This is a genomic window from Lyngbya sp. PCC 8106 (assembly GCF_000169095.1).
Classification (GTDB): Bacteria; Cyanobacteriota; Cyanobacteriia; order Cyanobacteriales; family Microcoleaceae; genus Capilliphycus.
This window is the reverse complement of record NZ_AAVU01000014.1, coordinates 69,418-95,549: the sequence shown is the minus strand read 5'-3', so window position 1 is coordinate 95,549 and position 26,132 is coordinate 69,418. Positions and strand designations below refer to the sequence as shown.

Genomic DNA, 26,132 nt, shown 5'->3' with positions numbered 1-26,132 from the left:
CTCTATCCCTAGATATAAATGTATTGGATTGGACTTGGAGGTCTATACCGATGGTCACTTCTTTTTATGCCACTCAACTCCTTAACCCCCAGAACGTCAGTTCCTTAAAACAACTTGCTCGCTCGATTACCTTGGCTCAAGGTGAATTTTGCTTAATTTTAGCCTGTTGTAACCGTCGTGAACTCCGATACCAGATGATCAAGGAGTTACATCAATTGTGTTCGGTTCATCTCGAAGAACTCACCCTAGACCGTTCAACGGAAACTCTCTATAGCACCATTGCTAGTCATTTTAGCGACCACTCCCCCGATGCGGTGATGGTTGATGGTTTTGAGTCGGTTCGTCATCTCCAGCAGCTTCTGATTGCAACGAACTATGTACGGGAGGAGTTTTGTCACTTCCGGTTTCCGGTTGTTCTCTGGGTTAATGACGAGATGATCAAACAATTAGTTCGTCTAGCTCCCGATTTTTTTAGTTTTGCTTTGACTGGAATTGAGTTTACGGATGAATTCTAATCTCTAGACTTAAATGACTCTATATTTTATTTTAACCCCCTGAATCGAAACTTAAAAAAAGATTTAAAGGTCAAGAATATTGAAGCTGAAAAACTCTCAGCTTTTGGTCAACTGCTCATCAACATTTTAGATGAAACCTCATTAGAGAAACCCGACTTCGGGGAGAGATCGGGTTTCTACAGTTAAGAAATTAAGTCGCGGCTAAATCAATCAAAAGCTGAATCGAAATATCTAGCATCTCGTCAGACTCTTGGAGATAATTGCCCAAATCTTGAATGGCATTTTCGAGCAAATAACACTCTAGCAACACCTCTAACTCATTGCGATTGCTAGGAAGGAATGAGTCTTTACCAGCAGTCTCCAGATAACTCTTGAGGAAAGCTGATCGCACCCAAGTTGACCAAAATTGTCCCCATTGCTGCATTTGCGAGAGATTTTCTTCACGAATCATGCCATTTTCGACTTCATTGCGTAAAGCAACACGAGTCGCATAATCAAACGAGAGTAGCATTCCGGCAACATCTCGCAGGGGTGAACGCTTCATCCGACGTTCATTTAAAGTGCGGTAGGCTTCTCCCTCAAAATCCAGGATGACAAAATCTTTCCCGGTAAACAGAACCTCATCAAGACAATAGTTTCCATGACAGCGAGTTCGCATGGCGGTAATCTTGAGGTCGAGAACTTGTCGCAGTCGGGCGAGTAAATAGTCTTTGCGAGTTAGTAATTGACGCCCCAGGGTTTGAGTCGTCATCGGGAGAGTTGGAAGCAGCTTTTTCAACCGCAGGAAGACTTGTCCGGTGAGGTTACGAGAATACTGATAAATCGAACGTTGGTAGAGAGAGGTGAACGGGGCAGGTGAAAAGTCAGGATTTTCATGATCACCCGATAATGCAATGTGCATTTCTGCGGTGCGTTGACCCAAAAGTTCGGCATTACTGAGATAGGAACCAATCGTCAGGGCGGCTAATTCTGGGACAGATTGTTCAACTAAATCCACTAATTCTTCCGTGGGAAGCGGGATTTCTTCTAAAGTTGCTTGTTCAACACCGACGCGATCAAAATAATCTCGGAGAATATCAAGAGTAAAAGTCCAAGCATTGGTCGCATCAGGAATATAAGGCTGTAAAACCCCAATAGTCATTGCTTCTGAGCGTTGACGACGGTATTCTAACCCCCCAACCACAGGAGCAATATGAGCTAGAGGGGCGCGAGTTCCGAGGAAATGACGGACTTCTAGTTCTGGGTTAATCCCTTCTTCTACACGCCGGAACAGTTTAAACACAAACCGTCCTCCGTAGACAACGAGCGTATTAATCCGATTACCTTTTTCTAGAGACGTCTCAAAGCTGCCTTGTAGCGTATCGCCTTCCTTATTAATCAAATCAGAGCTAGTCGCAATCAGGCGGCCTTTCTTACCGGGGTAAGTGCCTCGATTGACAATCATCTCTCGCAATGCGCCCATGAAATTATCCGATGCGATCGCATCAAACAAAATTCCGGTTTGATCATCAACTTTCAGCGACGCTACAACCGCTTGGGGCATCGACTCCTGAATCTCTTTAGCCCGTTCTTCAGTCGCGTAACTCAGGGGGAGTACATAGGTATCGGGAAATCCTTCGGTATATTCGACCTGAATCAAGGAAATCACCGCTTCTGTTTCCTGGTGCAGAATCGGAATCATATCACTAATATGAACCGACTGGATCACTTGAGAGCGGCCTACAAACCAGCGACAACTGAGAAGGTACTCGGTTAAAATCGCTTCGAGTTTGCTCTTATATTCAGAACGATCTAGGACTTGTTTCCAACTTTGAGAGACGGCTAAAGCAGGTAGTTTTTTCTGCGGTAGGGGTTCTTTGGCAATACTCGGATCAAGTTGCAACATGAACCAGAAAAAGCCGTAGGGACTGATACTGAGGAAATAAGACGACTTTTCAATTTTGGGGAACTGAGTCCGACCAAAAATTTCGACAGGCACCATTCCGGCAAAGGCAGATAGATCCAACTCTACCGTCTGTACAAACCGGGAAAGGTTGGCAACAACGAGAAGATGTTCACCGCTATAAGTCCGAACAAACGCTAATACCTTACGGTTTTCCGGGTGCAATAACTCAAAAGTGCCGCGACCAAAGGCTTGAAAGCGCTTCCGCATGGCAATCAGGCGCTTCATCCACGACAACAGCGAGTTAGGGTTCTCACTTTGGGCTTCGACGTTAACGGCTTCAAAGTGGTATTCAGAGTCTACAACAATCGGTTGATATAGCTTTTGAGGGTTAGCGCGACTAAATCCGGCATTGCGATCAGGACTCCACTGCATCGGTGTCCGTACCCCGTTGCGATCGCCAATATAGATGTTATCCCCCATGCCAATTTCATCGCCATAATACAGCACAGGCGTTCCCGGCAGAGACAGCAGTAAACTGTTCATCAACTCAATTTGGCGGCGATCATTACTCAGTAGCGGGGCTAACCGACGACGAATTCCTAAGTTGATGCGGGCTTGATGATCTTGGGCGTAGACTTTGTACATATAGTCACGATCTTCATCTGTGACCATTTCTAAAGTCAGTTCATCGTGATTTCGCAGGAACAACGCCCACTGAGAGTTCGAGGGAATAGCGGGGGTTTGGTTAAGAATATCAATAATGGGGAAACTGTCTTCCATCCGCAATGACATGAACAGACGGGGCATCAGGGGGAAGTGGAAGTTCATGTGACATTCATCTCCCTCCCCATAATAGGAAGCCGCATCTTCTGGCCATTGGTTGGCTTCTGCTAACATCATCCGGTTGTCAAATTTGGAATCAAGATGACTCCGCAGTTTTTTGAGGAACCCATGAGTTTCCGGTAAGTTCTCACAGTTTGTCCCTTCGCGAACAAACAGATAAGGTACGGCATCTAGGCGAATTCCATCAACTCCCATTCCCATCCAAAAGTCGAGAACATCTAACACCGCCTTTTGAAGTTCGGGATTCTCGTAGTTGAGATCGGGTTGGTGAGAGTAGAAACGATGCCAGTAATAGGCTTTCGCTACCGGGTCCCATGCCCAGTTAGAGGTTTCAAAATCTTGGAAGATAATTCGGACGTCTGAATATTTGTCGGGGGTATCACTCCAAACATAAAAATCCCGTTCTTTGCTGTCTTTGGGCGCTCGTCTGGCCCGTTGAAACCAAGGATGCTGATCGGAAGTATGATTGACAACAAGTTCGGCAATTACCCGAATTCCCCGTTCGTGGGCGGCATCGAGAAGCGTTTGAAAGTCTTCTAAGGTGCCATAAATGGGGTTAACATTCATGTAGTCGGAGATATCATAGCCATCATCGCGCAACGGTGAAGGGAAAAATGGCAATATCCAGATGGCAGTGACTCCTAAATCCTGTAGGTAGTCTAACTTTTCGGTTAAACCCAGAAAATCACCAATACCATCCTCATTACTATCAGCATAGGCGCGAACAGGCACCTCATAAATAATGGCATCTTTAAACCAGAGGGGATCGTTACTAAGTTTGGAATGTTGCATATTCACGAATATTTAGTCTGAGTTACAAATTACACAATCATCTCAAAGCCATCGGACAAACACAAAGTCACAAATGTTTAGATGCCTCTACTGAGACTTCGCGATCGTTTGATTGCACTTACCTGAAGTTATACACCCATAAGGCGTTGGCGGGGTTCCAGCATCATTTGCGCTGACTTTCCTCTAACTTAAGATAGATTTTGAGAAAAGTCTTTATTGATTACAATCGACATCAGATTAAAGTCCTAAGTCTGGATCAAATCACTCAGCTCAATTTTTCATTCCTCAGTCGCGATGACCTTTAGATCTGTTGGGATTCTCGGAAAAAGAGGGAAAAAGGATTAGGATTTCTCCCAAATTTTTTATTGAGGATATACCGATCAAAGGAGCTTAGTAGATATGATGTTGAAATAATCCAAACTCAGTATTTAGTTATGACGTTTAAACGTGCAAGTGGGATTCTATTGCACCCGACCTGCTTACCCAGTCCTTACGGGATCGGCGATTTAGGGCAATCTGCCTATGAGTTCATCGACTTCTTGGATAGAAGCGGTCAAACGCTTTGGCAAATTTTGCCGCTTGGCCCGACAGGGTACGAGCATTCCCCCTATATTATGAACTTTAGCACCTTTGCTGGAAATCCTTTACTGATTAGTTTGGATCAGTTAGTCGAACAAGGGCTACTGAATGCGGATGAATTAACTCCCTTACCCCCCAGTGAGGATGTTGTCCCCAACCGAGTTAATTTTGATCGCGTTATCCCTCATAAGACAAAGTTTCTGGAACAAGCTTTTGAGCGTTTTCGGAAGTCTCTGTCTGACAATGCTAATCCGCAGTTTACATCTTTCTGTCAGGAGACATCAGCCTGGTTAGAAGATTATGCCCTATTTATGGCCTTGCTAGAAGCCTATGATGGCTTACCCTGGAATAAATGGGACTCCGCGATCGCTCGTCGGGAACCCGAGGCGATGAAAGCCAAATCTGAAGAACTTGCTGATCGCATTCTCTATCATAAGTTCCTTCAGTTCAAGTTTTTTGAACAATGGCGAAATCTGCGTCGTTACGCCAATGATCAAGGCATTTCTATCATTGGGGATATCTCGATCTATGTTTGTCACAATAGTTCTGATGTCTGGGCGCAACCGAATATCTTCCAACTCGATCCTCAAACCCTCGAATCTGCTTATATTGCAGGGGTTCCGCCTGATTATTTTAGCGAAACGGGTCAGCTTTGGGGTAATCCGGTTTATGATTGGGATGAGCTAAAACGCACGGGCTATGCTTGGTGGATTGAACGGTTTAAAGCTACCCTTGCCTATGCTGATTTAGTCCGGATTGATCACTTCCGAGGATTTGAAGCTTATTGGCGAGTTCCCGCAGGTGAAGAAACTGCTATGAATGGGGAATGGATTAAAGGCCCTGACAAGGAATTTTTTGAAGCCATTCGCCAGAGTCTTGGAAGTTTACCTGTTTTGGCGGAAGATTTGGGAATTATTACCCCCGAAGTTGAAGCTTTGCGGGATTACTTTGAACTTCCGGGGATGAAGATTTTGTTGTTTGCTTTTGCAGATACCCCCAAAAATCCCTATCTTCCTCACAATTTTGTACAGAATTGTTTGGTTTATACGGGAACTCACGATAACGATACGACTGTTGGTTGGTGGAATCGTGCTGGAGAACAAGAAAAACAACACGTTGCTCAAAATCTGGGTTATTCTGATCCTCGGGAGATTAAAGAAATTAATTGGGAACTCATTCGTTTAGCCTTGAAATCTGTAGCGAATCAAGCAATTATTCCCCTACAAGATTTGTTCAGTTTGGATAATAACGGGCGCATGAATGATCCGAGTATCAATGCAGGAAATTGGCGTTGGCGTTATGAAAGTTCGGATTGGCTAACTTCCCAAATTAGCGATCGCTTACTTGAATTGACGAAGTTGTATAACCGATAATTCAGGCTGTATTTCATTATTCAGGCTGCATTTATTTAATCATCCCCCCTTTTGACAACTACATCACTCTCTTTTTAAGGGAGAAGGGGGGATAAAAACACCAAGACTATTAACCGATTATGTCTGAAAACAACCTCGAAAACCTCAGAAAGAAAATTGTTGATCTCGCAAGTGAATCTCTAAAAAATAACGATGCGACGGGATGGTTTGAAACGGTGTATACTGACGCCAAAGGCGATAGTTCTCAAGTTCCTTGGGCGAAATCAACCACTCATCCCTATCTACAAGATTGGTTGGAGAAATATCCACCCCAAACAGAAGGAAAAACAGCGATTGTGATTGGTTGCGGGTTAGGTGATGATGCGGAAGTTTTAGCGAAATTAGGCTTTAAAGTGACTGCGTTTGATATCTCTCCCACCGCGATTTCTTGGTGTCAACAACGTTTTCCTGATTCCGAGGTTAATTATTTTGTTGGGGATTTATTTAACCTTGATTCTAGTTTACAACATAGTTTTGATTTTGTGTTTGAATGTCGCACCATTCAAGCTTTACCTTTGAAAATGCGATCAGATAGTATTGAAGCGATTTCTTCGTTAGTTGCGAAGAAGGGTACATTAATTGTTATTACCCGTTATCGGGATAGTGAAACCGAACCTGATGGCCCGCCCTGGCCGTTATGGCCGTTATCAGAGGGGGAATTATCCCAGTTTAAACAGTTAGGTTTAGAAGAAGTTCGTCGGGATATTTTCATCGAAGAAGATAAACCGGGAATGGTACAATTACGTCTACAATATCAACGTTTATAACTTCGTTTTATGTGTGATCAACGCAAACACGATTTCTACCACTATTCTTAGCTGTGTAGAGAGCCTTGTCAGAAAGTTCTATCAGTTCATCAAATGTAGCCAAATTCTTGTTGTTTTTGTACATTGATATACCAATACTCACTGTCATGGTTATGCAGTCTGCACCCACTGTAATTGGCGTTTTTTCAACTTCAAGTCTTATTCGTTCAGCTAATTTCTTACCCGCTTCTAATGAAATTTCTGGAACTACTGCTAAAAATTCTTCTCCACCAAGCCTTCCGAATATATCATTGCTCCTAAGATTCTTGGAGACAATTTCTGAAAAAGCGATTAATGCAATATCACCAGCCTTGTGTCCATATTGATCATTGATTAATTTAAAGTGATCAATATCAAACATCATACATAAAAGAGAAGTCTGTTCTTGCTTGATACGCATAAACATTCTTTCGGCTAATCCCAATAAATACTGCCTTGAATAAACTTGCGTTAAGGAATCAAATTCAACCATTTCACGTAGTTTTGTTTCCGCATTTTTGAGTTCGCTAATGTCTACCCATTGACAGACTACATTCTTCAACTTTCCTTGTGTATCCATTATGGGAAACATATAGACATCGATATACATATCCCGTGCTGCTTGAAAAGCAAAATCGTTAATCCTGGTCGCCTGCCAAAAAATTGTAAAACGCGCCGGTTGATACTTCTCGAAAACAGACTTCACTTGAGGCATAAAACCTTGCGCTTTCAGGTTCTTATCTTTAAAGACGTTATATTTGCCAACGATCTGATCGTCGGCTAAATTCATGGTTTCGCATAAAACACGGTTTACCTGTATGACTGTCCCTTCTTGATCGGATATCCACATACCAAACATACTTAAATCAATCAGGGTATTTAGAAATTCCTTGGCTGCCTGAATTTCTGCTTCAGTTTGTTTGCGCTCGGTAATATCATTATGTGTCAATATAAGGTAGCCAGAAATCAATTGCGCGTAGATCTCGCATATTTTGACAGACCCATCCCGGCACGTAATGTGATACTCACCGCTATTCACCGCTATTTTCGAGTGTTGCGCTCTTTCGAGATACGGCTTCGAGCGGTCGATAACCTCCTGGCGGTATTGGGGATCAGGATAAGCAAGGGAAAACCATTCGGCAGGCGTTTTTGGCCGATGCCCAAACAGTTCTTGTGCGCTTTTACTCCAATGCAGAATGTTTTCACCCGCCGTATCCGTAACAACAATAGGGAACGGGCTTTTATTAACGAGTGTGCGGAACTGTTCTTCGCTTGCTTTGAGAGCTTGTTCCGCTTTTTTTTGTTCAGTAATATCCCTGCTGATTCCAAGTACACCAAATATTTGATTATTCTCATCTTTCAGAGGGATTTTTACGCTATTTAGAAAAATAGTTTCACCGGAAATGATTGCTGTATCCGTGCTTTGAACAATCTTTCCGCTTAATACTTCAAGATCGTATGTTTCGTATCCTGTAATCCCTTTGTCAGGGTTGCCTTTCACCAGTTCAGCATCCCAACCGTTTTCAATATCTGTTTTGCCAATTAAATCAGACGGTTTTTTTTTGACTGCTTGGGCAAATTGTTGATTACATAAGATTGTCTTTAAATTCTTGTCTTTTACAAAGATATAATCAGTTGAAGAGTTAATGATATTGCGTAATAAAGTTTCGCTTTTCTTTAATGCTTGCTCTGCTTTTATTTGCTCGGTGATGTCATTAAAAGTTCCGAACAGGCGGAATATTTTCCCTTCACCGTTTTTTTCAGCCCTTCCGCGAGAAATACAAGTTCGTATTTCGCCGTCTGAACGTATGGCTTGCACTTCAACTTCGTAAGGTGTTCCGTTTTGAACACACCTTTCTACTGCCCTACTTAATTGTTCATAACTTTCTTTTTTATAAAACCCTGACTGTTTTTCCCATTGTGGTGCGCCTTCTTGAGGCGAACGTTGAAAAATTTTAAATAAACCATCTGACCAATACGCTATATCGTTTTCAATATCCCATTCCCAGCTTCCCATATCTGCAATTTCTTCAGCCTGGGAGAGGAGCTTCTCACTTTTCTGTAAGGCCATTTCAGCATACTTGCGGTCGGTGATGTCTGTCCCGGTACTCATGAAATATTCCCCAAATGGGACACTGGTCATGTGATAGAACTGACCTGTTGGTGCGAAATAGGCTTCCCATTTGTAGGGTGTGCCTTCTGAAAAAATCTTTTTCACAATGGGCATGAACTGTTCCGTTGCATTGTATGAGAAGATTTCATCGGTTGTTTTGCCGATAATTTCAGAACGGGTTTTGCCCCAGGCTTTGAGAGCGGCAGGATTGACCTCTACCAATCGCCAGGTCTTAATCGCACCTTGCTGATCACGAACGAGCTTCCAGAGGTGTACCTCCTGCATCGTATTCTCGAACAAGTTCCGATATTGTTCCTGACTTTTTTTAAGCGAGCTAATGTCCGTAAAGCTGGCAACAATTTGGCTGATGTGGCCGTTTTCGTCAAACTCCGGGATTGCTGTAGCAAGAACCCAAATCGGTTCGACTTTATTGCTGCGCTGAATGCCCACCACCAGGTTATGGACGGGCTTTTTCGTCTTAAGAACCCGTGACACAGGATATTCTTCAACCGGCATCGGGCTACCGTCCTCCCGCAAAAATATCCAAGCAGGATCAAACAACTCATTTCCGAGCATCTGCTCGTGTGTTAAGCCCAGCATTATTTGCGCTGTTGTATTACTTCTGATTACGGTTCCGTCCCTGCTATGAACCACTACCCCAGCCTGTATGCTTTCGATCAACCCGTCAATGTGGCTTTGTTCTCGGAGTGTTTGGCTCGCCTCCAGATCCCGAACTCGCTGCTCCAATTCTTCATAGGTCAATCTTTTAGACATATAACGTCCTCCCGACCAAAAAATAGTCTCAAGCTATCACTAATTATTTGATTTTTTAAGAAAAAAAGAACACTTTCACGAGCTTTGAAAATTCCAAAGATATGGTTTCCCTGGGCGATTATTTTCTCAACATGGTTGCGAATATTATCCGCAGTCTCACTCGATATCATTATCGGTCAAAACACCATGAAATCGGGTTATGACTAACCTATGCTCAGATACATAGTGAAAGTCAATTGGCATAGCATATCATTGTAGAGATGAGACTCTAAATGTCCATGATAACATAGTGGTCTGTCATCAGCACTATACTGGCATGATTCTTGAGTTTTAGTTAATTGTTGATAGAGTTTGCGTTTGACTAATTCTTTCAACCTAGCAACAGTAAACCTATCCTGATTAATCATCAAAATAGTGGTGTCATTATTTAATAATTCAAACTGACCCAGATTAAACTCAATAAATCTAAAATCATCTATAGGGACGCAAACCTTGCGCCCCTACGGTTTATGATTCTAGGTTCTGTTTTCTAAATTCATCTAATGATGTTTCTATGTCTGAAAGGGGTGGTTCATCTGGTGCAAATTCGAGTTTGAGTTCGTTTATTTTGACGCTAGTATCATAGCCATGTGTACCGCTTGGAATAACTTGTACATCAGTAAATATTTTGAGTTTACCTGTTTTCCATTGTTTGGTATAAAAATCTAAGAGTTTACACTCCATTCCATCAGTTGGGAATGTAAATTGAAAATTATCCATATTAATTCGGACGTTTTGTTCTTCAATGAGAACAAGACTATTACGGAGAGATGAAGCAAAACTACTGCGCCGAGTATTTTCTGGACTATCAGTGAATTTACGATAAAGCTTATAAGATATTAATTCTTTCAACCTAGCAACAGTAAACGTATCCTGATAAATCATCAAGATTGTTGTGTCATCATTTAATAATTCAAACTGACTCATATTAAACCCAATAAATCTAAAATCACCCGTAGGGGCGCAAGGCTTGCGCCCTAAATTTATCAACCCAACCTATTGAACAGCCTTGATAATTTCGTCATCTAAACTAAAATCAACCTCGGCTTTATCCGTCGTCTGATAATCATTTTCAAACGAATCTTTTAACCCCGAAACTAAATCAAATTCCGGTTGCCAATTCAACTCATTCATCGCTTTGTGAACATCCGCAAAGAAATGTTGAAGCCGCAGCGGAAAAGGCTTTTTCTTGCCAAAATCAAACTGTTTGGGGTCATAATGAACAATGTTTAAATCTTCTGCTGATTTCCCCGCAGCAACCGCACAGGCACCCGCTAAACCATCGAAAGTAACATAACGTTCACCCGAGATATTATACACCTGACCGATAGCGTTTTCATTGCCTAATACAGCGACCATTGCGTTAGCTAAATCTTTGACATGACCTAACTGAGTAATATGTAGTCCATTACCCGGAATCGGAATCGGACGATTAGCAACAATGCGATCAAAAAACCAAGATTCTAAAGGGTTATAATTTTGGGGGCCATAAATATAAGTTGGGCGGATAGATGTCCAGGGTAATTGCTGTTCTTGTAGGTAAGTTTCGGTTTCGTATTTGCCTAAATGACGACTTTTTGGATCTGTTTTATCCCCTTCAATATGAGGCATTTCAGGAGATTTTAAATAAACTCCAGCCGAACTCATATAAACAAAATGCTTGACTTTTCCTTTGAATAAATCCGCAAGGGGTTGAGTATCGCTGAGTTGACGTCCATTATTATCAAAAATCGCATCAAAGTTTTCATTAGCGAGTTTTTCTTTGATTTGGTCTGCGTCGGTTCTATCGCCGTGAATTTGTTTAATTCCGTCCACAGGTGCGGGTTTATTTCCTCGGTTAAATAAAACGACTTCGTGACCTTGTTCGACTAAAATTTGAGTTAAGTAAACCCCGATAAAACGGGTTCCGCCCATGATTAAAATTCGCATTTTGATGTCCTGTTTGTGTTGTGTTTTTTTGGGTCTGTGTTGATTTTACTATAAAATCCTAAAATATTTTCTACCAATGCTTCTAGATTATCGATCCCCCCTCGCCCCCCTTTGTAAGGGGGGAATAAGAGAAAGGTATAAGCTTAAAAGTCCCCCTTTCTAAGGGGGATTTAGGGGGATGAATCTTTTTTTAAAAGGTTAAAACAGTCCGAATCGATTCGCCTTTGTGCATCAAATCAAACGCATCATTAATTTGTTCAATGGGTAAAACATGGGTAATCAAATCATCTATATTAATTTTTCCATCCATGTACCAATCAACAATTTTAGGAACGTCTGTTCGTCCTCTCGCGCCTCCAAAAGCCGAACCTTTCCACACTCTCCCGGTGACTAACTGAAAGGGTCGAGTGCTAATTTCCTGTCCGGCACCCGCCACGCCAATAATGACACTAACGCCCCAACCTTTATGACAGCATTCTAAGGCTTGACGCATGACATTAACATTGCCAATACATTCAAAACTGTAGTCAGCACCGCCTTTAGTTAACTCCACTAAATACGGCACTAAATCCCCTTCAATTTCTTTGGGATTTACAAAATGAGTCATCCCAAATTTTTCAGCAATTTCTCGTTTTCCGGGGTTAATATCAACCCCAACAATCATATCCGCCCCGACCATTTTTGCAGCTTGAATTACATTTAATCCAATCCCACCTAGCCCAAAAACAACGACATTTGATCCCGGTTCAACTTTAGCCGTATTCACAACAGCGCCGACTCCCGTTGTTACGCCACAACCGATATAACAAACCTTCTCAAAAGGCGCATCTTCACGAATTTTTGCAACCGCAATTTCCGGCAATACGGTATAATTTGAAAAGGTAGAAGTTCCCATGTAGTGATAAATTTTCTGACCATTGATCGAAAACCGACTACTTCCATCTGGCATCACTCCTTTGCCTTGCGTTGAACGAATGGCTTGACAAAGATTGGTTTTCATGCTAAGACAATACTCACATTGGCGACATTCCGGCGTGTAGAGGGGAATGACATGATCGCCCGGTTTGAGGCTTTTGACATCCGGCCCAACTTCGACCACAACTCCCGCCCCTTCATGCCCCAAAATCGCCGGAAATAGCCCTTCAGGGTCGGCACCAGAGAGAGTATAGGCATCGGTATGACAAACACCTGTGGCTTTTATTTCGACCAAAACTTCTCCAGCTTTAGGGCCTTCGAGTTGAACGGTTTCTAAACTTAACGGTTTACCCGCTTCCCAAGCAATGGCGGCTTTTACATCCATAATCAATTTTTTGCTGCATTTTGATTATAGGGAACTGGGTCACTAGCTTCAATGGCAAGATGAGTTTAAAAAACTTAAAATTTGGTTTGAGAAACTGGGTTAATAAGTTGAGATTATTCACGATCAACTCAGTTACTGATGAAAATTTGTTAAAATAATAATAGAGATAGAGTGAAGTTATTATACGCTACATCAAGTTTATTTTGAATAAATCATTATTGCTTGATTGAAATTTTGTCATCTATCGGTTGGTAGAAAAAAACATTTGCTCTAAAAAATACAACGTTGAACAGAGATCAACTTAGAGGTCAGTTAATATGAATATGCACTTTAAAAATCGAACTGAAGCCGGACAGTTACTCGCATCTCGGCTGAGAAAATATGCAAATCGTTCTGATGTAATCGTTTTGGGTTTGCCGCGTGGAGGGGTTCCTGTTGCTTATGAAATCGCTAAATCACTTCATGTTGCTTTGGATGTATGTTTAGTTCGTAAACTAGGAGTTCCTGCACATAAAGAACTAGCAATGGGTGCGATTGGACAGGGAAATACAATCACACTCAATCCAGAAATTATTAAATCTTGGGACGTTTCTCAGCCTGCTTTTGACCAAGTTTTAGCGACAGAAAAACAAGAATTACAACGACGTTATCATCTTTATCGAGGTAGAGATTTACCTCTAAATGTAGAAGATAAAATTGTAATTTTAGTTGATGATGGAGTTGCGACGGGTTCTACACTCTTTGCAGCAATTGAAGTTATGCGATCGCATCAACCTAAAGCCATTGTTGTCGCGGTTCCTCTCGCCCCTCCAAGCACTTGTCAACAATTGGAAGATCAAGTCACTCAAGTGATCTGTTTAGTTCAACCTAAATTACTGAAAGCGATTAGTTTTTGGTATGAAGATTTTTCTCAAACTTCTGATCAACAAGTGCAAGAAATCCTCTCAAAATATCAGCAAGAGTTATTGACTCTCTCTTATTTAAACTAAACTCTTACTTCAGATAGATCAGCAGATTTAATCCTGGAATTGTGCGAGAAAGTGTCCAAAATAGAAGAATAAGATAAAGAACCCCTAAACTCCACTGATACCAGACTAAATTAGCGATTATTCCCGGTAGGTGTTCATCTCGGAGACGGAGATCATTAAAGCCAAATTTGAGAAAATTATTGAGGCTAAAATCATAATAATTCAGCCAACTCCAGCCTCTATCCCAAAGAATCGGCATATAGCGATCGCGAAAGAAAATAAATCGTGGCATTAACGGTAATCTACCAATCATTAATCGTAGTTGTCGCTGACTAGCATCTTCAGTAAGATAAGATGAATCTAATAAGTTATGATGACGCCCTCGGTAATACAAAAATCCAACTAAAAAACCGGGAATTGGAACAATAAAAACCGCTAAACAAAGTAAAGTTAAAATTGGATGACTCGATTCCCTAAAGATTTGAGTTAAACCAATAGAAGTTAATATTCCATAACTGGTTAACATCCAAATTGTTTCTGAAGATGTTGGCAAAATCGCTGTCGGATGTCGTCTCCTGACTCGATCTACAAACCAAAATACTAAGCCAAAATAAGCAATGGCAACAATACCGACTCCCGCAACTAATTCAAAACGGGTTCCATAACCACTCAAGAGTAAAAGTACACTTAACTCCAGCCAATGTAAAGCCGTATCAATACTTTTGAAAAATGGAATAATATAATTATCAAAAACAACTTTTTCCCATCCAGTTTTTGTATCTTTGTCTTGTTCTCCCTGGTAACGATTAGCAACGACACGATCATAAACTTTAATATAGGTTGCTAAATCAATTTTATCTAGCTTTAAAATCTCAGTTAAGTTCCGAAAAGGCTGTTTAATTCTTGAATTTAAAATATCATTTGCTTGTTCTTTAGTAAATCCAGCATAAATTAATCGAGACATAGAAGCAGTATTTAAGTCTACTCCAAAAATATTACGTTTAAATTGTTTAAGCATTAACTGCGCTCTGAGATATTCAATTTTATTAGCATCCTCAATCTGTTCTTGTTGACGAAAGTTTTGAATTAAATTGCGAAGTAAGTTTTCATTTCCTTGTAATGTTTTCACCGAAATAACTGTCCCAATAATACCCGGATCACCCATAATTTGAGCTGAATTTGAATCAAACATTAAGTCAGAAACATTAATTTTTGTTAATCGACCAAATCCTGCATCACTAAAATCAATTGCACTTTGAAGACTGGCTTCTCGTAAACTAAGCCCTTGGTTAAACCGAGTATCCCGGAAATCAACAGATTCTTCAAAAATAGCCTGTTGAAAACTAATAGAATGAGTTAAGCGAGACTTGGAAAAAACAGTTCTTCCTTGCCACCAAGACTCACTAAAATCAGTTTCTCCATCAAAAGTAATACTTTTAAAATTAGCAAAATCTTGAAAATGAGCTTGATTAAAACTCACTTCCTGAAAATGACTATCCTCAAAATTTATAAACGCTTGAAAATTTGTTTTATCAAACTTTGCTGGACTTAAAAAGATTGCCTGATTAAAGTTGCTTTTATCTTTAAAGATGGCATTGTTAAAGTTAGAAACTTTATTAAAAATAGTTTCACTCCAATTTGTTTTCTGGCTAAATACTGCCTCTTGAGCATCTAAACCTCGGATAAAAAAAGCTTTTTTAAAATCAACATTTCCCTGAAATTCAGTATCCTTGCATTTAAGACGACCTCGAATTACAGTAATTTTAGGGAGGGTTACAGCCGCATTTTCAGGAGATTGACTTCGTAGCGAAAGTTGAGACTGTTTTGAAGTGAGTATTTTTAATTCATCTGATGAAAAAATAGACCAAAATGTTTCTTTAAGTAAAGGAACTCTCACTCCAATTTTACTCCCAATAAAATCTCCTTTAATCAGAGACTTACTCAAATTTAAACCCACTGTATCTTCCGATTTTTCAGACTGATTAACTGCGGTTTGAATTTGCTGATAAAATTGTTGACTAAATTCTGAATTTTCGGGTTGTAAATCAATGATAAAATTTTGCAGATCAATAAAATAAACACCAGCTTGATTCACTGGATTTTTTACTTTTTCCTGTAAAATATCTAGCGTCAAAGGAATTTGTCCAGTTGATGAATTTTCAGCCCGAGCCGGAAAACACAAAACCAGAAAAATCAAGCAAGTGATGAAGGTTAAAATCCCAAGTTTAACCCCTTGACGAATAGCACGAAATTGAGTAGAACTAAAGATATTGTTTAGGCATAGGTTGTTCTTCAATGTTATAGATTTTAAATCCCCGTTTAAGATAATTATCAAGAGCATAAACACTATCAAGATTACAAGTATGCACCCAAAGACGTTGTATATTTTGAGTCCAAGCTTTATGAATACCATAACTCAGTAGATATTTCCCCAAGCCGCGACCACAATAATCAGGACGTAAACCCAAATAGACAATTTCCGTAGAACTTTGATACTGACTGAGTTCAATATAACCTGCGGGCGCTCCATTTACATATAAAATATCAATACTTGTCCCCACATCTGCTAGAATATCAGTTAATTCTTGATCACTCAATAATAACCGATCACGCCAACGCCAAGCCTTTCCGACCTGACGATACAAAAAGCGATAAAATTGAATATCGGGTGTTTCCAAGGGAAAGATAGCAACTCCTAGAATATCTTTAAGGATAGCAGGTTTAAACTCTGCAAAATCAGTCATCTCCAAATAAGTTGTCACTAACATTTCAGACATCTTTTTGTGATTCTCTCCATTAAAAAGAAGCGTGAACTTAGATCTCCTCGCTCCTCGATCAATTAAATTATTTAAAACCAGCAAAACAAGAAGGTTTGAACTTGAAATTAGTCTATGGATAACACAAACTTTCCAATCATTCCTCCCGCTTCCAAATTTTGATGTGCTTTGGCTGCTTCCGCTAACGGATAAACATGATTAACATTGATTTTGAGTTTTTCTTCATCAATTAAACGCGCACATTGCTGAAGAATTTTTGCTTGATCTTTTTGTTCATCAACCAATCCTTGTAACATCGGTGTCAGCATCAATTCCAAACCAATTCTTAGATTTCGTTTGCGGGCTTCTTTCAAATTTCCTAAACTGGTATCCGGTTCTAAAATCGTGACTAAATCTCCATAAACTTTTACCGCTTCTATTGTTTTAAAAAAAGTATCTTTCCCCACCGTATCAAATGCTAAATCAACCCCCTCGCCATCCGTCCAGTCCAACACTCGCTGCACAAAATTGACTTGTTTGTAGTCAATCACTAAATCAGCACCTAACTGACGCACAAAATCGGCATTGTGCGGGGAAACAGTGGTCGCAACTTCTGCCCCTTGTAACTTTGCTAATTGTATCGCTACATGACCCACACCACCCGCTCCTGCATGAATTAAAACTCGTTGTCCAGGTTGCAATTTTCCGCGATCATAAAGAGATTCCCACGCCGTAATTAACACTAAAGGCGCCGCCCCTGCTTCTGCAAAACTCAATAATTGTGGTTTTTTGCTGACAAACTTTTCATCAACAACAGTAAACTCCGCATAGTTTCCCGTTTCATCGCCCAGTCCACCGTCACAAAAATAAACTTCATCCCCGACTTGAAATTTTTCAACTCCTTTACCCACTGCAGCAACCACACCCGCCCCGTCACATCCGAGAATAGCGGGCATTTTTTCGGGGTAAAATGTTCCTCGGCTACGGAGTTTCGTGTCGATAGGATTGACTCCTGCGGCTTTCAGACGAACCAAAAGTTCTGTATCTGTCTTAATCTTCGGTTCTGACACCTGTTTCAGCTTGAGAACTTCCGGCCCCCCTGGTTGGGTCATCACAATGGCTTTCATAATGATTTTATCTTCTGATTGAGCAATACCTAAGAATAAATCTACCGCTTTTTTGCAGTCCTGTAGAGGGGACTCACCCTAAAAATTTGAGAGTTAGTCGAAAATAGTTTGTAATATTACTGTAGTATAATCAAAAAGGTAAACAAGGACATCCCATCCGTTAGGGAAAAATTACTACTATTAACTTTGGCTTGAAAAATAGAGGTCTAAAAATGCGAAAATTAAAATATTATGTAGCAATGAGTTTGGATGGATTTATTGCACATGAAGATGGTTCATTTGATGGTTTTCTGTTTGAAGGTGAACAGGTCAGCGATTATTTAAACTCGTTGAAAGACTTTGATATTGTGTTGATGGGACGTAAAACCTATGAAGTCGGTTTAAAAGAAGGAAAAACCAATCCTTATCCGATGATGAAAAGTTATGTTTTCTCGCGAACTATAAAAGAAAAGCCCGACGAAAATATTGAGATTGTCTCGGAAAATATTCTCGAACTTGTTGACAGTTTAAAACAGGAAATGGGTAAAGATATTTATCTTTGTGGCGGTGCAAATTTAGCCACAACCCTTTTTAACGCCAATTTGATTGATGAAGTGATAATTAAGTTAAATCCTTTTTTGATGGGGTCGGGAATTCCTCTATTTTCTGGAAAAATTCAACAAACTGCTTTAGAACTTACCCACACCAAAATTTATGATAACGGAGTTGTGTTTTTGTTTTATCAACCTTGAAATATTTTTGTGATGAGAAAAGTAGAAGTTGTTCCTCCTAACCCCAACTGGAAACAAGACTTTCAGAAAGAATCCCAACAAATTGCTAATATTTTTGGCGAAAATGTAATCGACATTCATCATATTGGTAGCACCTCCATTTCTGATATTTATGCTAAACCCATTATTGACTTGTTAGTTGTAGTCAAAGACATTACAAAAGTTGACGAAAAAAATGCCGAAATGGAGTCATTTGGGTATACAATAATGGGAGAGCTTGGAATTATCGGGCGTCGATATTTTCGCAAAGATAACTCAGCCGGAATCAGAACTCATCATGTTCATGTGTTTGCAGTCGGTTCAACCGAAATAAAGCGTCATCTGGCTTTTCGAGATTACCTGATAACCCATCTAGAAGAAGCTCAACAATATAGTGTATTAAAACAAGAACTCGCTGCAAAATATCCTGACAATATCGAAGGATATATGGATGGAAAAGATAGTTTTATTAAAGAAGTCGAAAAAAAAGCAATTGAAGGGTTGACTTAAACCCGCTAAACCCCTCTTTAAATCCAATGGTTTGAATGTAAACTAGATTTGATATTAGTTCCCCCTCGCCATTGAGGAAAGGGGGTTGGGGATAAAAAATCAAACTTTTACATCGTCAAAGATTGAGGATTGGTTTCAATTAATGTGGCTAAATCTTGTAAGAAAGCCGCCGCATCTGCCCCATAAATAATCCGATGATCGCAAGTAATATTAACCTGCATTTGCCGCTTAACACCCATCATGCCGTCATCTGTCGCTACCACTTGCGGACGAGAAGCGCCAATCGCTAAAATCGAACCTTGACCGGGAGGTAAAATCGCATCAAAGCGATCAACTCCAAACATTCCTAAGTTCGACAAAGTGAAGGTTCCGCTATTATATTCGTCCGGTTGCAGTTGCTTCGCCCGAGAACGTTCGACCAAATCTTTCCAAGTGCGAGACAGCGAATAAATATCAATTTGATCCGCATTCTTCAACACAGGCGTAATCAGTCCGCCATCAGCCATTGCCACCGCTACAGCCACATTAATACCACTACTGTATTGAATCCCCGACTCGACATAACTGGCATTCACCAACGGATGCTTCTGCAACGTTACCGCCACCGCCTTCGCCAACAGTGCTGTCATCGTCACACCTTTAGGCTTGATTTGCTTATAAAGCGCATCTAAACGGTCTGTTGTGATCGTATATCCCACATGGAACGAAGGCACTTGCAGACTCGCCATCATATTTCGCACCACTGCATTTTGCAGCGTGTTCATCGGTGTCGTTTGGCCTGCTGTTGCTGCCGCCCGAACGGGTTGAGGCACAGGAGCGGGTGCGGGTTGCGTCTGAGGCTGATGAAATACACTGGGCGACGAAGATGCCGGAGCAGGTGGTTTTTGAGCCGTCTGAGACGATTTACCTGCCGCTACTTCCACATCTTCGGCGACAATCCGACCATGAGGGCCAGAACCATTGAGTTTACTCAAATCAACCTTTAACTCTTTCGCCAGTTTCCGAGCGCGAGGGGAAACCACAACACGACCATTACGACGGCGAGCATCTTGAGCCGTGGTTGTGGCGGAGGCGGCCACAGGTTCACGAGCAGGTGTCGGGGCTTGAGCCGGACTCGGAGTTGATGCAGCACCACCACTACTCGGGGCTTGCTGTTTGGCTTCCTCAATTTCGGCTTCTGTTTCGGCGATCAAAGCAATCGTATTACCCACGGCGGCCATTTCGCCTTCGGGAACCAAAATCGTCGCTAAATAGCCCGAATAGAAGGCTTCTACATCCATATCTGCCTTATCGGACTCCACGACCAAGACAGTTTCTCCTTTCTCAACTTGATCGCCAGGAGCTTTTTGCCATGAAACAATTTTACCCTCTGTCATGGTTGAACTTAGGGCAGGCATGAAAACTTCGTGAATCATAGGTGTGTGGTGTTCTAGATAGTTAAACGAGGAGCAGGGAAAAATTTTCAAGGGGTGCGCTCAGTTTGTTGTCAGATCAAAACCCAACTCTCAACACTGAGAAACCGATCTTTCGATCGCAGAACAGATTAAGCCCAGACATTTGATGCAACGTCTCTAAAGCCCACCTCAACTGAGGCGAGCGTACTCAGTCAAACAGATTGAGTCCAACCGATCTTTTGACCGCAGAACGGATGGGCGTTAACGCCAACTAAGACAAATAAATCTATTCTGCCTAGTCTTAAAGTAAATCCGTTCGCGCTCTATCTGTTGTCGTCAATTGAATTAAATCTCGCCGCGAATATCTTCAATTACGCCATCGCGCAACAAGACTTCGACCTGCATTTTCTGAATGAGATTATCACCCTTGGCAACTCCAAATACACTTTCAATTTGCCCCTGACTCACTTCTTGTTCAAGTTCTAAAGTTTGAATTTGTTGCAGTTGTTGTAAGCTCTGATTTTTTTGATCGAGGAACTTACTTTTCTGTTCATTAATCTGAAGTTGAATACCCTCAATTTGCTGCATTACTTCCGGGCCAGGAGGTTGAATTGTCTGTTTTTTTAATTCACCAATCGCCCGCTGTCCTTGCATTTCGAGCTGTTGCAACTGACTATCGAGTTGGTTAATTTGAGCTTGAAGTTGCTGTTGAGCTTCTTCTTTCCAGCGAGGGGTAACAATCGCTTTGATATTAATCGCTCGTTTGAGAAGAAGTTGATTGTTCGAGATATCCATGAGTATATTGCCTGTCTATTGTCCTTATCCCACGAATTGATTCTCTACCTATCGGGTCTGGCGACGGCCTCGGTGAAGCCTCACACTTGGTTAAGCCCTACCCTGATATGATCCTCGACTTTGCGTGGTTTTTGCGATGCGATGAGGTGTCATTCATCACGGATAGTCACCCGAAAAACAGATTCGCTTCCTTCTAGGCAGTAAACATTTATCTGTCCTATGGTCAGTGCGTTGCCGTTCTTCAGTCTAAATATCCGTTTTGAGCGGGAGTATAAACGTTCAGTGAGAACGTCGGTGCAGTTGTCAGTGTGAACTGTCAGTTGTCTGTCGTCAAGGGAAAAAGCGCTGGGTTTGAGACTCTAACCTCAGACACAACAATACTCAGCCCTCTTGACACTAGGGACTCCCAACTGCTGACAACTGACAATTGATCCCTGACACAGCTTAATACATTGCGTTAATCATATCGCGGTAACGTTCCATTACGATAGGACGCTTGATCTTCAGAGTTTGAGTCAGCATCCCATTTTCCATCGTGAAGGGTTCCAAAATCAAGCGAAACGGGCCGATCCGATCATCAACCCGATAACTCGGACGGTTCTTCACCTCTCGGTTCAACTCTTGACGGAATAAATTCTGAACAGGTTGACTTTCGAGATCCAATCCTTCACTGTCGTTGACCGACTCGGAGTGGGGTAATTTCAGCTTCAGATTTTGACTGACTGCCCATTTTTCCAAGCCCTCAAAGTTCGGTACAATTAACGCACCCAAGACTTTTTGATCTTGACCCACCAAAATCATTTGGTCAATATACGGACTGCGAACACAAGCATCTTCGATGGGTTGCGGTTCAATATTCTCCCCATTACTCAAAACAATCGTATCCTTGGCCCGCCCCGTTAACACCAAATCATTTTGTCGGCTTAACCACCCAATATCTCCGGTATTAAACCATCCCTCGGGATCAATCGCTTTCGCCGTCGCTTCTGGGTTCTCAAAATACCCCTTCATAATCTGTGGCCCTCGTGCCAAGACCAAACCCTTTTCGAGTCGAGGAAGCACTCGCCCCGTTTCAAGATCAACGATGCGAATTTCAGTTTGAGGAATCGGTTTTCCGGCTGATCCTCGCAGATTATGCTTGGGACGCCGAGCCGTTAACACCGGAGAAGTCTCTGTTAACCCATATCCCACTAACAAGTCAACCCCGACAATCTCATAAAACGTCTCTAGGTGCATCGCCAGAGACCCTCCCCCACTAATGGCAAATTTAAACATTCCCCCGGTTGCAGCCCGAATTTTTTGATAAACGAGTTTGTCTGCTAACTGATGTAAGGGAGTCAACAACAGCATTTTTAGACGAGCCATCGCTTTTTGCATTCCCCCTGGTGATTGCCCATCTAGGGTTAATCCCTGAACAACTCGACGGGCTAATACATACTGTTCACTGAGGCTAAAACAGAACTTGGCAATCTTTTGACGACTGGCCGGTTGTTCGCCTAATTGCTTTTGAGCGGCTTCATAAATCGATTCCCAAATCCGGGGAACACTGGTCATATAACGGGGTTTAAATTCTTTGAGATCTCGCTTAAAATAGCGAATACTACTATAAATCTGAGTACAGCCTCGCGATAACAAGAAATATTGTCCGATGCGTCCGAAGCTATGCCAAGTCGGCAGTAAACTCAAAACATTGTCTCCGATTTCCGGTTGCACAACATCGGGAATGGAGTTGAGTTGATGCACTAAATTCCCATGAGTCAACATCACCCCTTTCGGTTTACCTGTCGTTCCAGAAGTGTAGAGTAATGTCGCTAAACTATCTTGACCATAAACCCCAGGTCTTCTGAGGGTAAAATCTCCGCCATGATTGAGCAGTTGGGTAAAGTTTAGTACGGGTAAAGTTGGAATTTCACTTGAGTTGGGTTCTTCATCGGACAACAACACAATAAACTTGATGGGCAGATCTTCAATACTCGATCGCAGACGCTGGAGTAAACTCAGATCGGCGACCACTAACCCCACACTACCGCTATCTTTGAGGATATAAACTAACTCAGCCGGATCAGCCGTCGCCCCTCGTACCACATCCGCCGCCCCTGCGGTCATAATTCCTTGATCGGCGATGATCCAACGGGGACTATCATCGGCAAATAAGGCGATACGAGTCGGTAAGCTTTCCTCATTAACGGCTTCTACGCCTAAGGTTTGCAGTCCCGCCGCAAATTGTTGAATCTGAAGCCAGAGTTCACTATAACTGAGGATCACATCCGGTTGACAGTGAGGATCATGCAGGGCGATCGCTTGACCCGCTTTTTTGGCTAAAATTGGCCAGATTTCCGGCAAGGCGCCAATCGAAGTATAGTTGAGATCAGATGAGGAGGATTTATTCATAGAGACTGTTTGTAATAGATCAGTTGATTTTGCAGCAGGTCGTCCGGAATCAGGAATTCCAATTTAGACTCAAAGGATTGGCTTTTCTTGAGTCGGCAATTGACAATTCCAGTCTTCCTTTCAACTATCCTATCTCTACTCTCAGATCAGTTTTAACCCGAACAGACAGATTTTTAGGTGTCAGTTTGTTGAGGTTTCAAATCTTAAGGCTTGGCCTCGGACTTCGGTGTTTAACTGACCTCGATCATAAACCACTTGACCGCCTACAATGGTCACAACAGCCCATCCGGTGAGGTTCCAGCCTTCAAACGGACTCCAACCACATTTTGTTAACAGTTGTTCGGCTAAAACTGGACGATAGGTGTTGAGATCGACTAATACTAAATCTGCATCATAACCCGGAGCGATCGCCCCTTTATTGGGAATTTTATAATGTTTGGCAACGGCTGTAGACATCCAGTTAGACACTTGAGCGATTGTACAACGTCCCTGTTCTGCTTGAGTTAACATTAATGCTAATGATGTCTCAACTCCTGGCATTCCTGAGGGGGAATTGGGATAGTCTTGGGCTTTTTCTTCGAGGGTATGAGGAGCATGATCGGTGGCGATAAAATCAATCACTCCATCCTGTAATGCTTGCCATAGGATTTGATTGTCTTGGGGCGATCGCAATGGGGGATTCATTTGGGCTTTTGTGCCAATTGTTTCATAGGCGCTGGTATTGAGTAACAGGTGTTGCGGCGTGACTTCTGCGGTGATCCAATCGGGTTTTTCTTGGCGTAAATATTCCGCTTCTTCTCCGGTGGAAAGATGTAAAATATGCAGTCTACGTTGATATTTTTTGGAGAGTTTACAGGCGAGTTTTGTTGCGGATAATGCGGCTTGGTTATCTTGAATTTGAGAATGAATTGCTGGATTAGAAATCCCGGCAAATTCTTGACGACGTTGATTAATTCGAGCCTGATCTTCAGCATGAACTGCAATTAAGCGATCGCCTTTGGCAAAAATGGGTTCTAAAGCGGTTTCTTCATCGACTAAGAGCGGCCCTTTCATCGACCCCATAAAGATTTTAATTCCGCAGGTGGGATTCACCGTTAATAAATCCTCTAAATTCTCCCCTGTTGCGCCAATAAAAAAGCCATAATTGACAAGACATTTTTGACTGGCGCGTTGTAATTTATCTGTTAAAGCGGCTTGATTTGTCGTTAGCGGGCGAGTGTTAGGCATTTCCAAAAAAGAAGTCACACCCCCCTTTGCACAAGCACAACTGGCGGTAAATAAATCTTCTTTATGTTCTAACCCTGGTTCTCGGAAGTGAACTTGGGGGTCAATCACTCCGGGTAACAATGTCAACCCTTGAGCATTAATTTCTACCGTTTCGGCGGCGGAATCTACAGCAAGATTTGCCCCGACTTCAACGATTTGTGAACCTTGAACTTTCACATCTCCTAACAAAAATTCACCAGTTGGGAGGAGAATGGTCGCTTGACGGATGAACAAATGAGTATGATTAGACATGGCATTAAATAGTCATTGGTAATAGAGTGTCGGGGCAATTGATCAATTGCTGACCCGTGAACAGTGAACTGGAACCTTTGCAATCTGTTATAGTCAAGGGGCTATAGGCGATCGCCTGATCAATTTGATAGAATGGACTACATCACCTCACTAGATTGAGGTGTACAAGAAACAGTAAAGACGATTGAGTTTCTCAAGGAGCGATGCTGCGATTGAGTCCAGGTTTCGACAAAGTGATCATGTCTGCACTATAATTCATGGCACACCTCAAATTATTAATTTAGAGTTTCTTGTCCGCGATATCAACCTTTCTTAAAATTGCTTGCACATACGGCCTATGAGTAGCCTTCAAAATCAAGAGCCACCCAATAATCATCCTCCTCAAGATCATTCAGAAAATGTCTGGGTTGAGGGGTTTAAAACGATTGGACTCAGTATTGTTTTAGCCTTGGGGATTCGTACTTTTGTAGCAGAAGCCCGTTATATTCCCTCGGGTTCAATGTTACCGACTTTAGAAATCAATGATCGCTTGATTATTGATAAGTTGGGGTATAAGTTTCAAAATCCTGATCGCGGAGATGTGGTGGTGTTCTCTCCGACGGATCAACTCAAAACCCAGTACAAAGATGCTTTTATCAAACGGATTATTGGTTTACCGGGTGAAGAAGTCGAAGTTCGAGATGGGTTGGTTTTTGTCGATGGTCAACCCTTAGCGGAAAAATACATCGCTGAAGAACCTCAATACAACTGGGGACCTGAAAAGGTTCCTAAAGATAGCTACCTGGTTCTCGGAGATAACCGTAATAATAGCTACGATAGCCACTATTGGGGATATGTGCCTCGGGATAATATTATTGGCCGAGCGATCGTTCGGTTTTGGCCACCTAACCGGGTGGGTGGGCTTGATGAAAGTCCGTTGTATGCGTCTCCGTCTGCACCTCAACCTCAACCTCAATAA

19 protein-coding genes are annotated in these 26,132 nt (G+C 41.8%); 7 read left to right on the top strand and 12 right to left on the bottom strand.

Annotation, left to right across the window (positions count from 1 at the left end; translation table 11 throughout):
• Positions 1 to 50 precede the first annotated feature (50 nt).
• Positions 51 to 515, top strand: a complete 465-nt coding sequence (locus L8106_RS11585) for a hypothetical protein (protein ID WP_009784485.1) — start codon at positions 51 to 53, stop codon at positions 513 to 515.
• A gap of 190 nt (positions 516 to 705) precedes the next feature.
• On the opposite strand, the gene treS is transcribed toward L8106_RS11585, so the two are convergent.
• Entirely contained in the window at positions 706 to 4,035 is a 3,330-nt protein-coding gene (gene treS, locus L8106_RS11580) for a maltose alpha-D-glucosyltransferase (protein WP_009784484.1), read from the bottom strand.
• A 434-nt stretch (positions 4,036 to 4,469) separates the two neighbouring features.
• Here treS and malQ point away from each other — a divergent pair, with 434 nt between their 5' ends.
• Positions 4,470 to 5,987 carry a 4-alpha-glucanotransferase gene (gene malQ, locus L8106_RS11575; protein ID WP_009784483.1) on the top strand — a complete coding sequence of 506 codons (1,518 nt, stop codon included), beginning with the start codon at positions 4,470 to 4,472 and terminating at the stop codon, positions 5,985 to 5,987.
• Positions 5,988 to 6,106: 119 nt separating this feature from the next.
• The gene (locus L8106_RS11570; RefSeq protein WP_009784482.1) at positions 6,107 to 6,793 is read left to right on the top strand and encodes a bifunctional 2-polyprenyl-6-hydroxyphenol methylase/3-demethylubiquinol 3-O-methyltransferase UbiG; all 687 of its coding nucleotides are present in this window, start codon (positions 6,107 to 6,109) and stop codon (positions 6,791 to 6,793) included.
• A 7-nt stretch (positions 6,794 to 6,800) separates the two neighbouring features.
• Here L8106_RS11570 and L8106_RS11565 read toward each other — a convergent pair whose 3' ends face one another.
• The 4 genes from L8106_RS11565 to L8106_RS11545 all read right to left on the bottom strand — a co-directional run bounded on the left by L8106_RS11565 (position 6,801) and on the right by L8106_RS11545 (position 12,969).
• Positions 6,801 to 9,698: a PAS domain S-box protein gene (locus L8106_RS11565; protein WP_009784481.1), complete on the bottom strand. Its 2,898-nt coding sequence runs from the start codon at positions 9,696 to 9,698 to the stop codon at positions 6,801 to 6,803.
• Positions 9,699 to 10,205: 507 nt separating this feature from the next.
• Positions 10,206 to 10,664, bottom strand: a complete 459-nt coding sequence (locus tag L8106_RS11555; protein ID WP_009784479.1) for a KGK domain-containing protein — start codon at positions 10,662 to 10,664, stop codon at positions 10,206 to 10,208.
• Positions 10,665 to 10,733: 69 nt separating this feature from the next.
• A complete protein-coding gene (locus L8106_RS11550) occupies positions 10,734 to 11,666 on the bottom strand; it encodes an NAD-dependent epimerase/dehydratase family protein (protein ID WP_009784478.1) in 933 nt (310 codons plus the stop codon).
• A 190-nt stretch (positions 11,667 to 11,856) separates the two neighbouring features.
• Positions 11,857 to 12,969, bottom strand: coding sequence for an S-(hydroxymethyl)glutathione dehydrogenase/class III alcohol dehydrogenase (locus tag L8106_RS11545; RefSeq protein ID WP_369748214.1), 1,113 nt, complete (start codon positions 12,967 to 12,969; stop codon positions 11,857 to 11,859).
• Positions 12,970 to 13,283: 314 nt separating this feature from the next.
• On the opposite strand from L8106_RS11545, the gene L8106_RS11540 reads away from it, so the two are divergent.
• Complete coding sequence (locus tag L8106_RS11540; protein WP_039896080.1) at positions 13,284 to 13,955, top strand: phosphoribosyltransferase; 672 nt, start codon at positions 13,284 to 13,286, stop codon at positions 13,953 to 13,955.
• Positions 13,956 to 13,959: 4 nt separating this feature from the next.
• On the opposite strand, the gene L8106_RS11535 is transcribed toward L8106_RS11540, so the two are convergent.
• The 3 genes from L8106_RS11535 to L8106_RS11525 form a co-directional block, all read right to left on the bottom strand.
• A complete protein-coding gene (locus L8106_RS11535) occupies positions 13,960 to 16,230 on the bottom strand; it encodes a pentapeptide repeat-containing protein (protein ID WP_009784475.1) in 2,271 nt (756 codons plus the stop codon).
• A complete protein-coding gene (locus L8106_RS11530; protein WP_009784474.1) occupies positions 16,196 to 16,711 on the bottom strand; it encodes a GNAT family N-acetyltransferase in 516 nt (171 codons plus the stop codon). Before L8106_RS11530 ends, L8106_RS11535 begins: the two co-directional genes overlap by 35 nt.
• A gap of 107 nt (positions 16,712 to 16,818) precedes the next feature.
• Positions 16,819 to 17,817, bottom strand: a complete 999-nt coding sequence (locus tag L8106_RS11525; protein ID WP_009784473.1) for a zinc-dependent alcohol dehydrogenase family protein — start codon at positions 17,815 to 17,817, stop codon at positions 16,819 to 16,821.
• A 212-nt stretch (positions 17,818 to 18,029) separates the two neighbouring features.
• Between L8106_RS11525 and L8106_RS11520 the strand changes: the two genes are divergently transcribed.
• Complete coding sequence (locus tag L8106_RS11520; RefSeq protein WP_009784472.1) at positions 18,030 to 18,548, top strand: dihydrofolate reductase family protein; 519 nt, start codon at positions 18,030 to 18,032, stop codon at positions 18,546 to 18,548.
• A 12-nt stretch (positions 18,549 to 18,560) separates the two neighbouring features.
• Positions 18,561 to 19,076 carry a GrpB family protein gene (locus tag L8106_RS11515; protein ID WP_009784471.1) on the top strand — a complete coding sequence of 172 codons (516 nt, stop codon included), beginning with the start codon at positions 18,561 to 18,563 and terminating at the stop codon, positions 19,074 to 19,076.
• Positions 19,077 to 19,183: 107 nt separating this feature from the next.
• Here L8106_RS11515 and L8106_RS11510 read toward each other — a convergent pair whose 3' ends face one another.
• The 4 genes from L8106_RS11510 to L8106_RS11495 form a co-directional block, all read right to left on the bottom strand.
• Positions 19,184 to 20,491 (bottom strand): dihydrolipoamide acetyltransferase family protein, encoded by a 1,308-nt coding sequence (locus tag L8106_RS11510; protein ID WP_009784470.1) that lies wholly within the window; start codon positions 20,489 to 20,491, stop codon positions 19,184 to 19,186.
• Positions 20,492 to 20,815: 324 nt separating this feature from the next.
• Complete coding sequence (locus tag L8106_RS11505) at positions 20,816 to 21,265, bottom strand: YlqD family protein (protein ID WP_009784469.1); 450 nt, start codon at positions 21,263 to 21,265, stop codon at positions 20,816 to 20,818.
• 444 nt (positions 21,266 to 21,709) lie between these two features.
• A complete protein-coding gene (locus L8106_RS11500; protein ID WP_009784468.1) occupies positions 21,710 to 23,656 on the bottom strand; it encodes a long-chain fatty acid--CoA ligase in 1,947 nt (648 codons plus the stop codon).
• Positions 23,657 to 23,836: 180 nt separating this feature from the next.
• Positions 23,837 to 25,174 carry a dihydroorotase gene (locus L8106_RS11495; RefSeq protein ID WP_009784467.1) on the bottom strand — a complete coding sequence of 446 codons (1,338 nt, stop codon included), beginning with the start codon at positions 25,172 to 25,174 and terminating at the stop codon, positions 23,837 to 23,839.
• 337 nt (positions 25,175 to 25,511) lie between these two features.
• Here L8106_RS11495 and lepB point away from each other — a divergent pair, with 337 nt between their 5' ends.
• Positions 25,512 to 26,132: a signal peptidase I gene (gene lepB / locus L8106_RS11490; RefSeq protein ID WP_009784466.1), complete on the top strand. Its 621-nt coding sequence runs from the start codon at positions 25,512 to 25,514 to the stop codon at positions 26,130 to 26,132.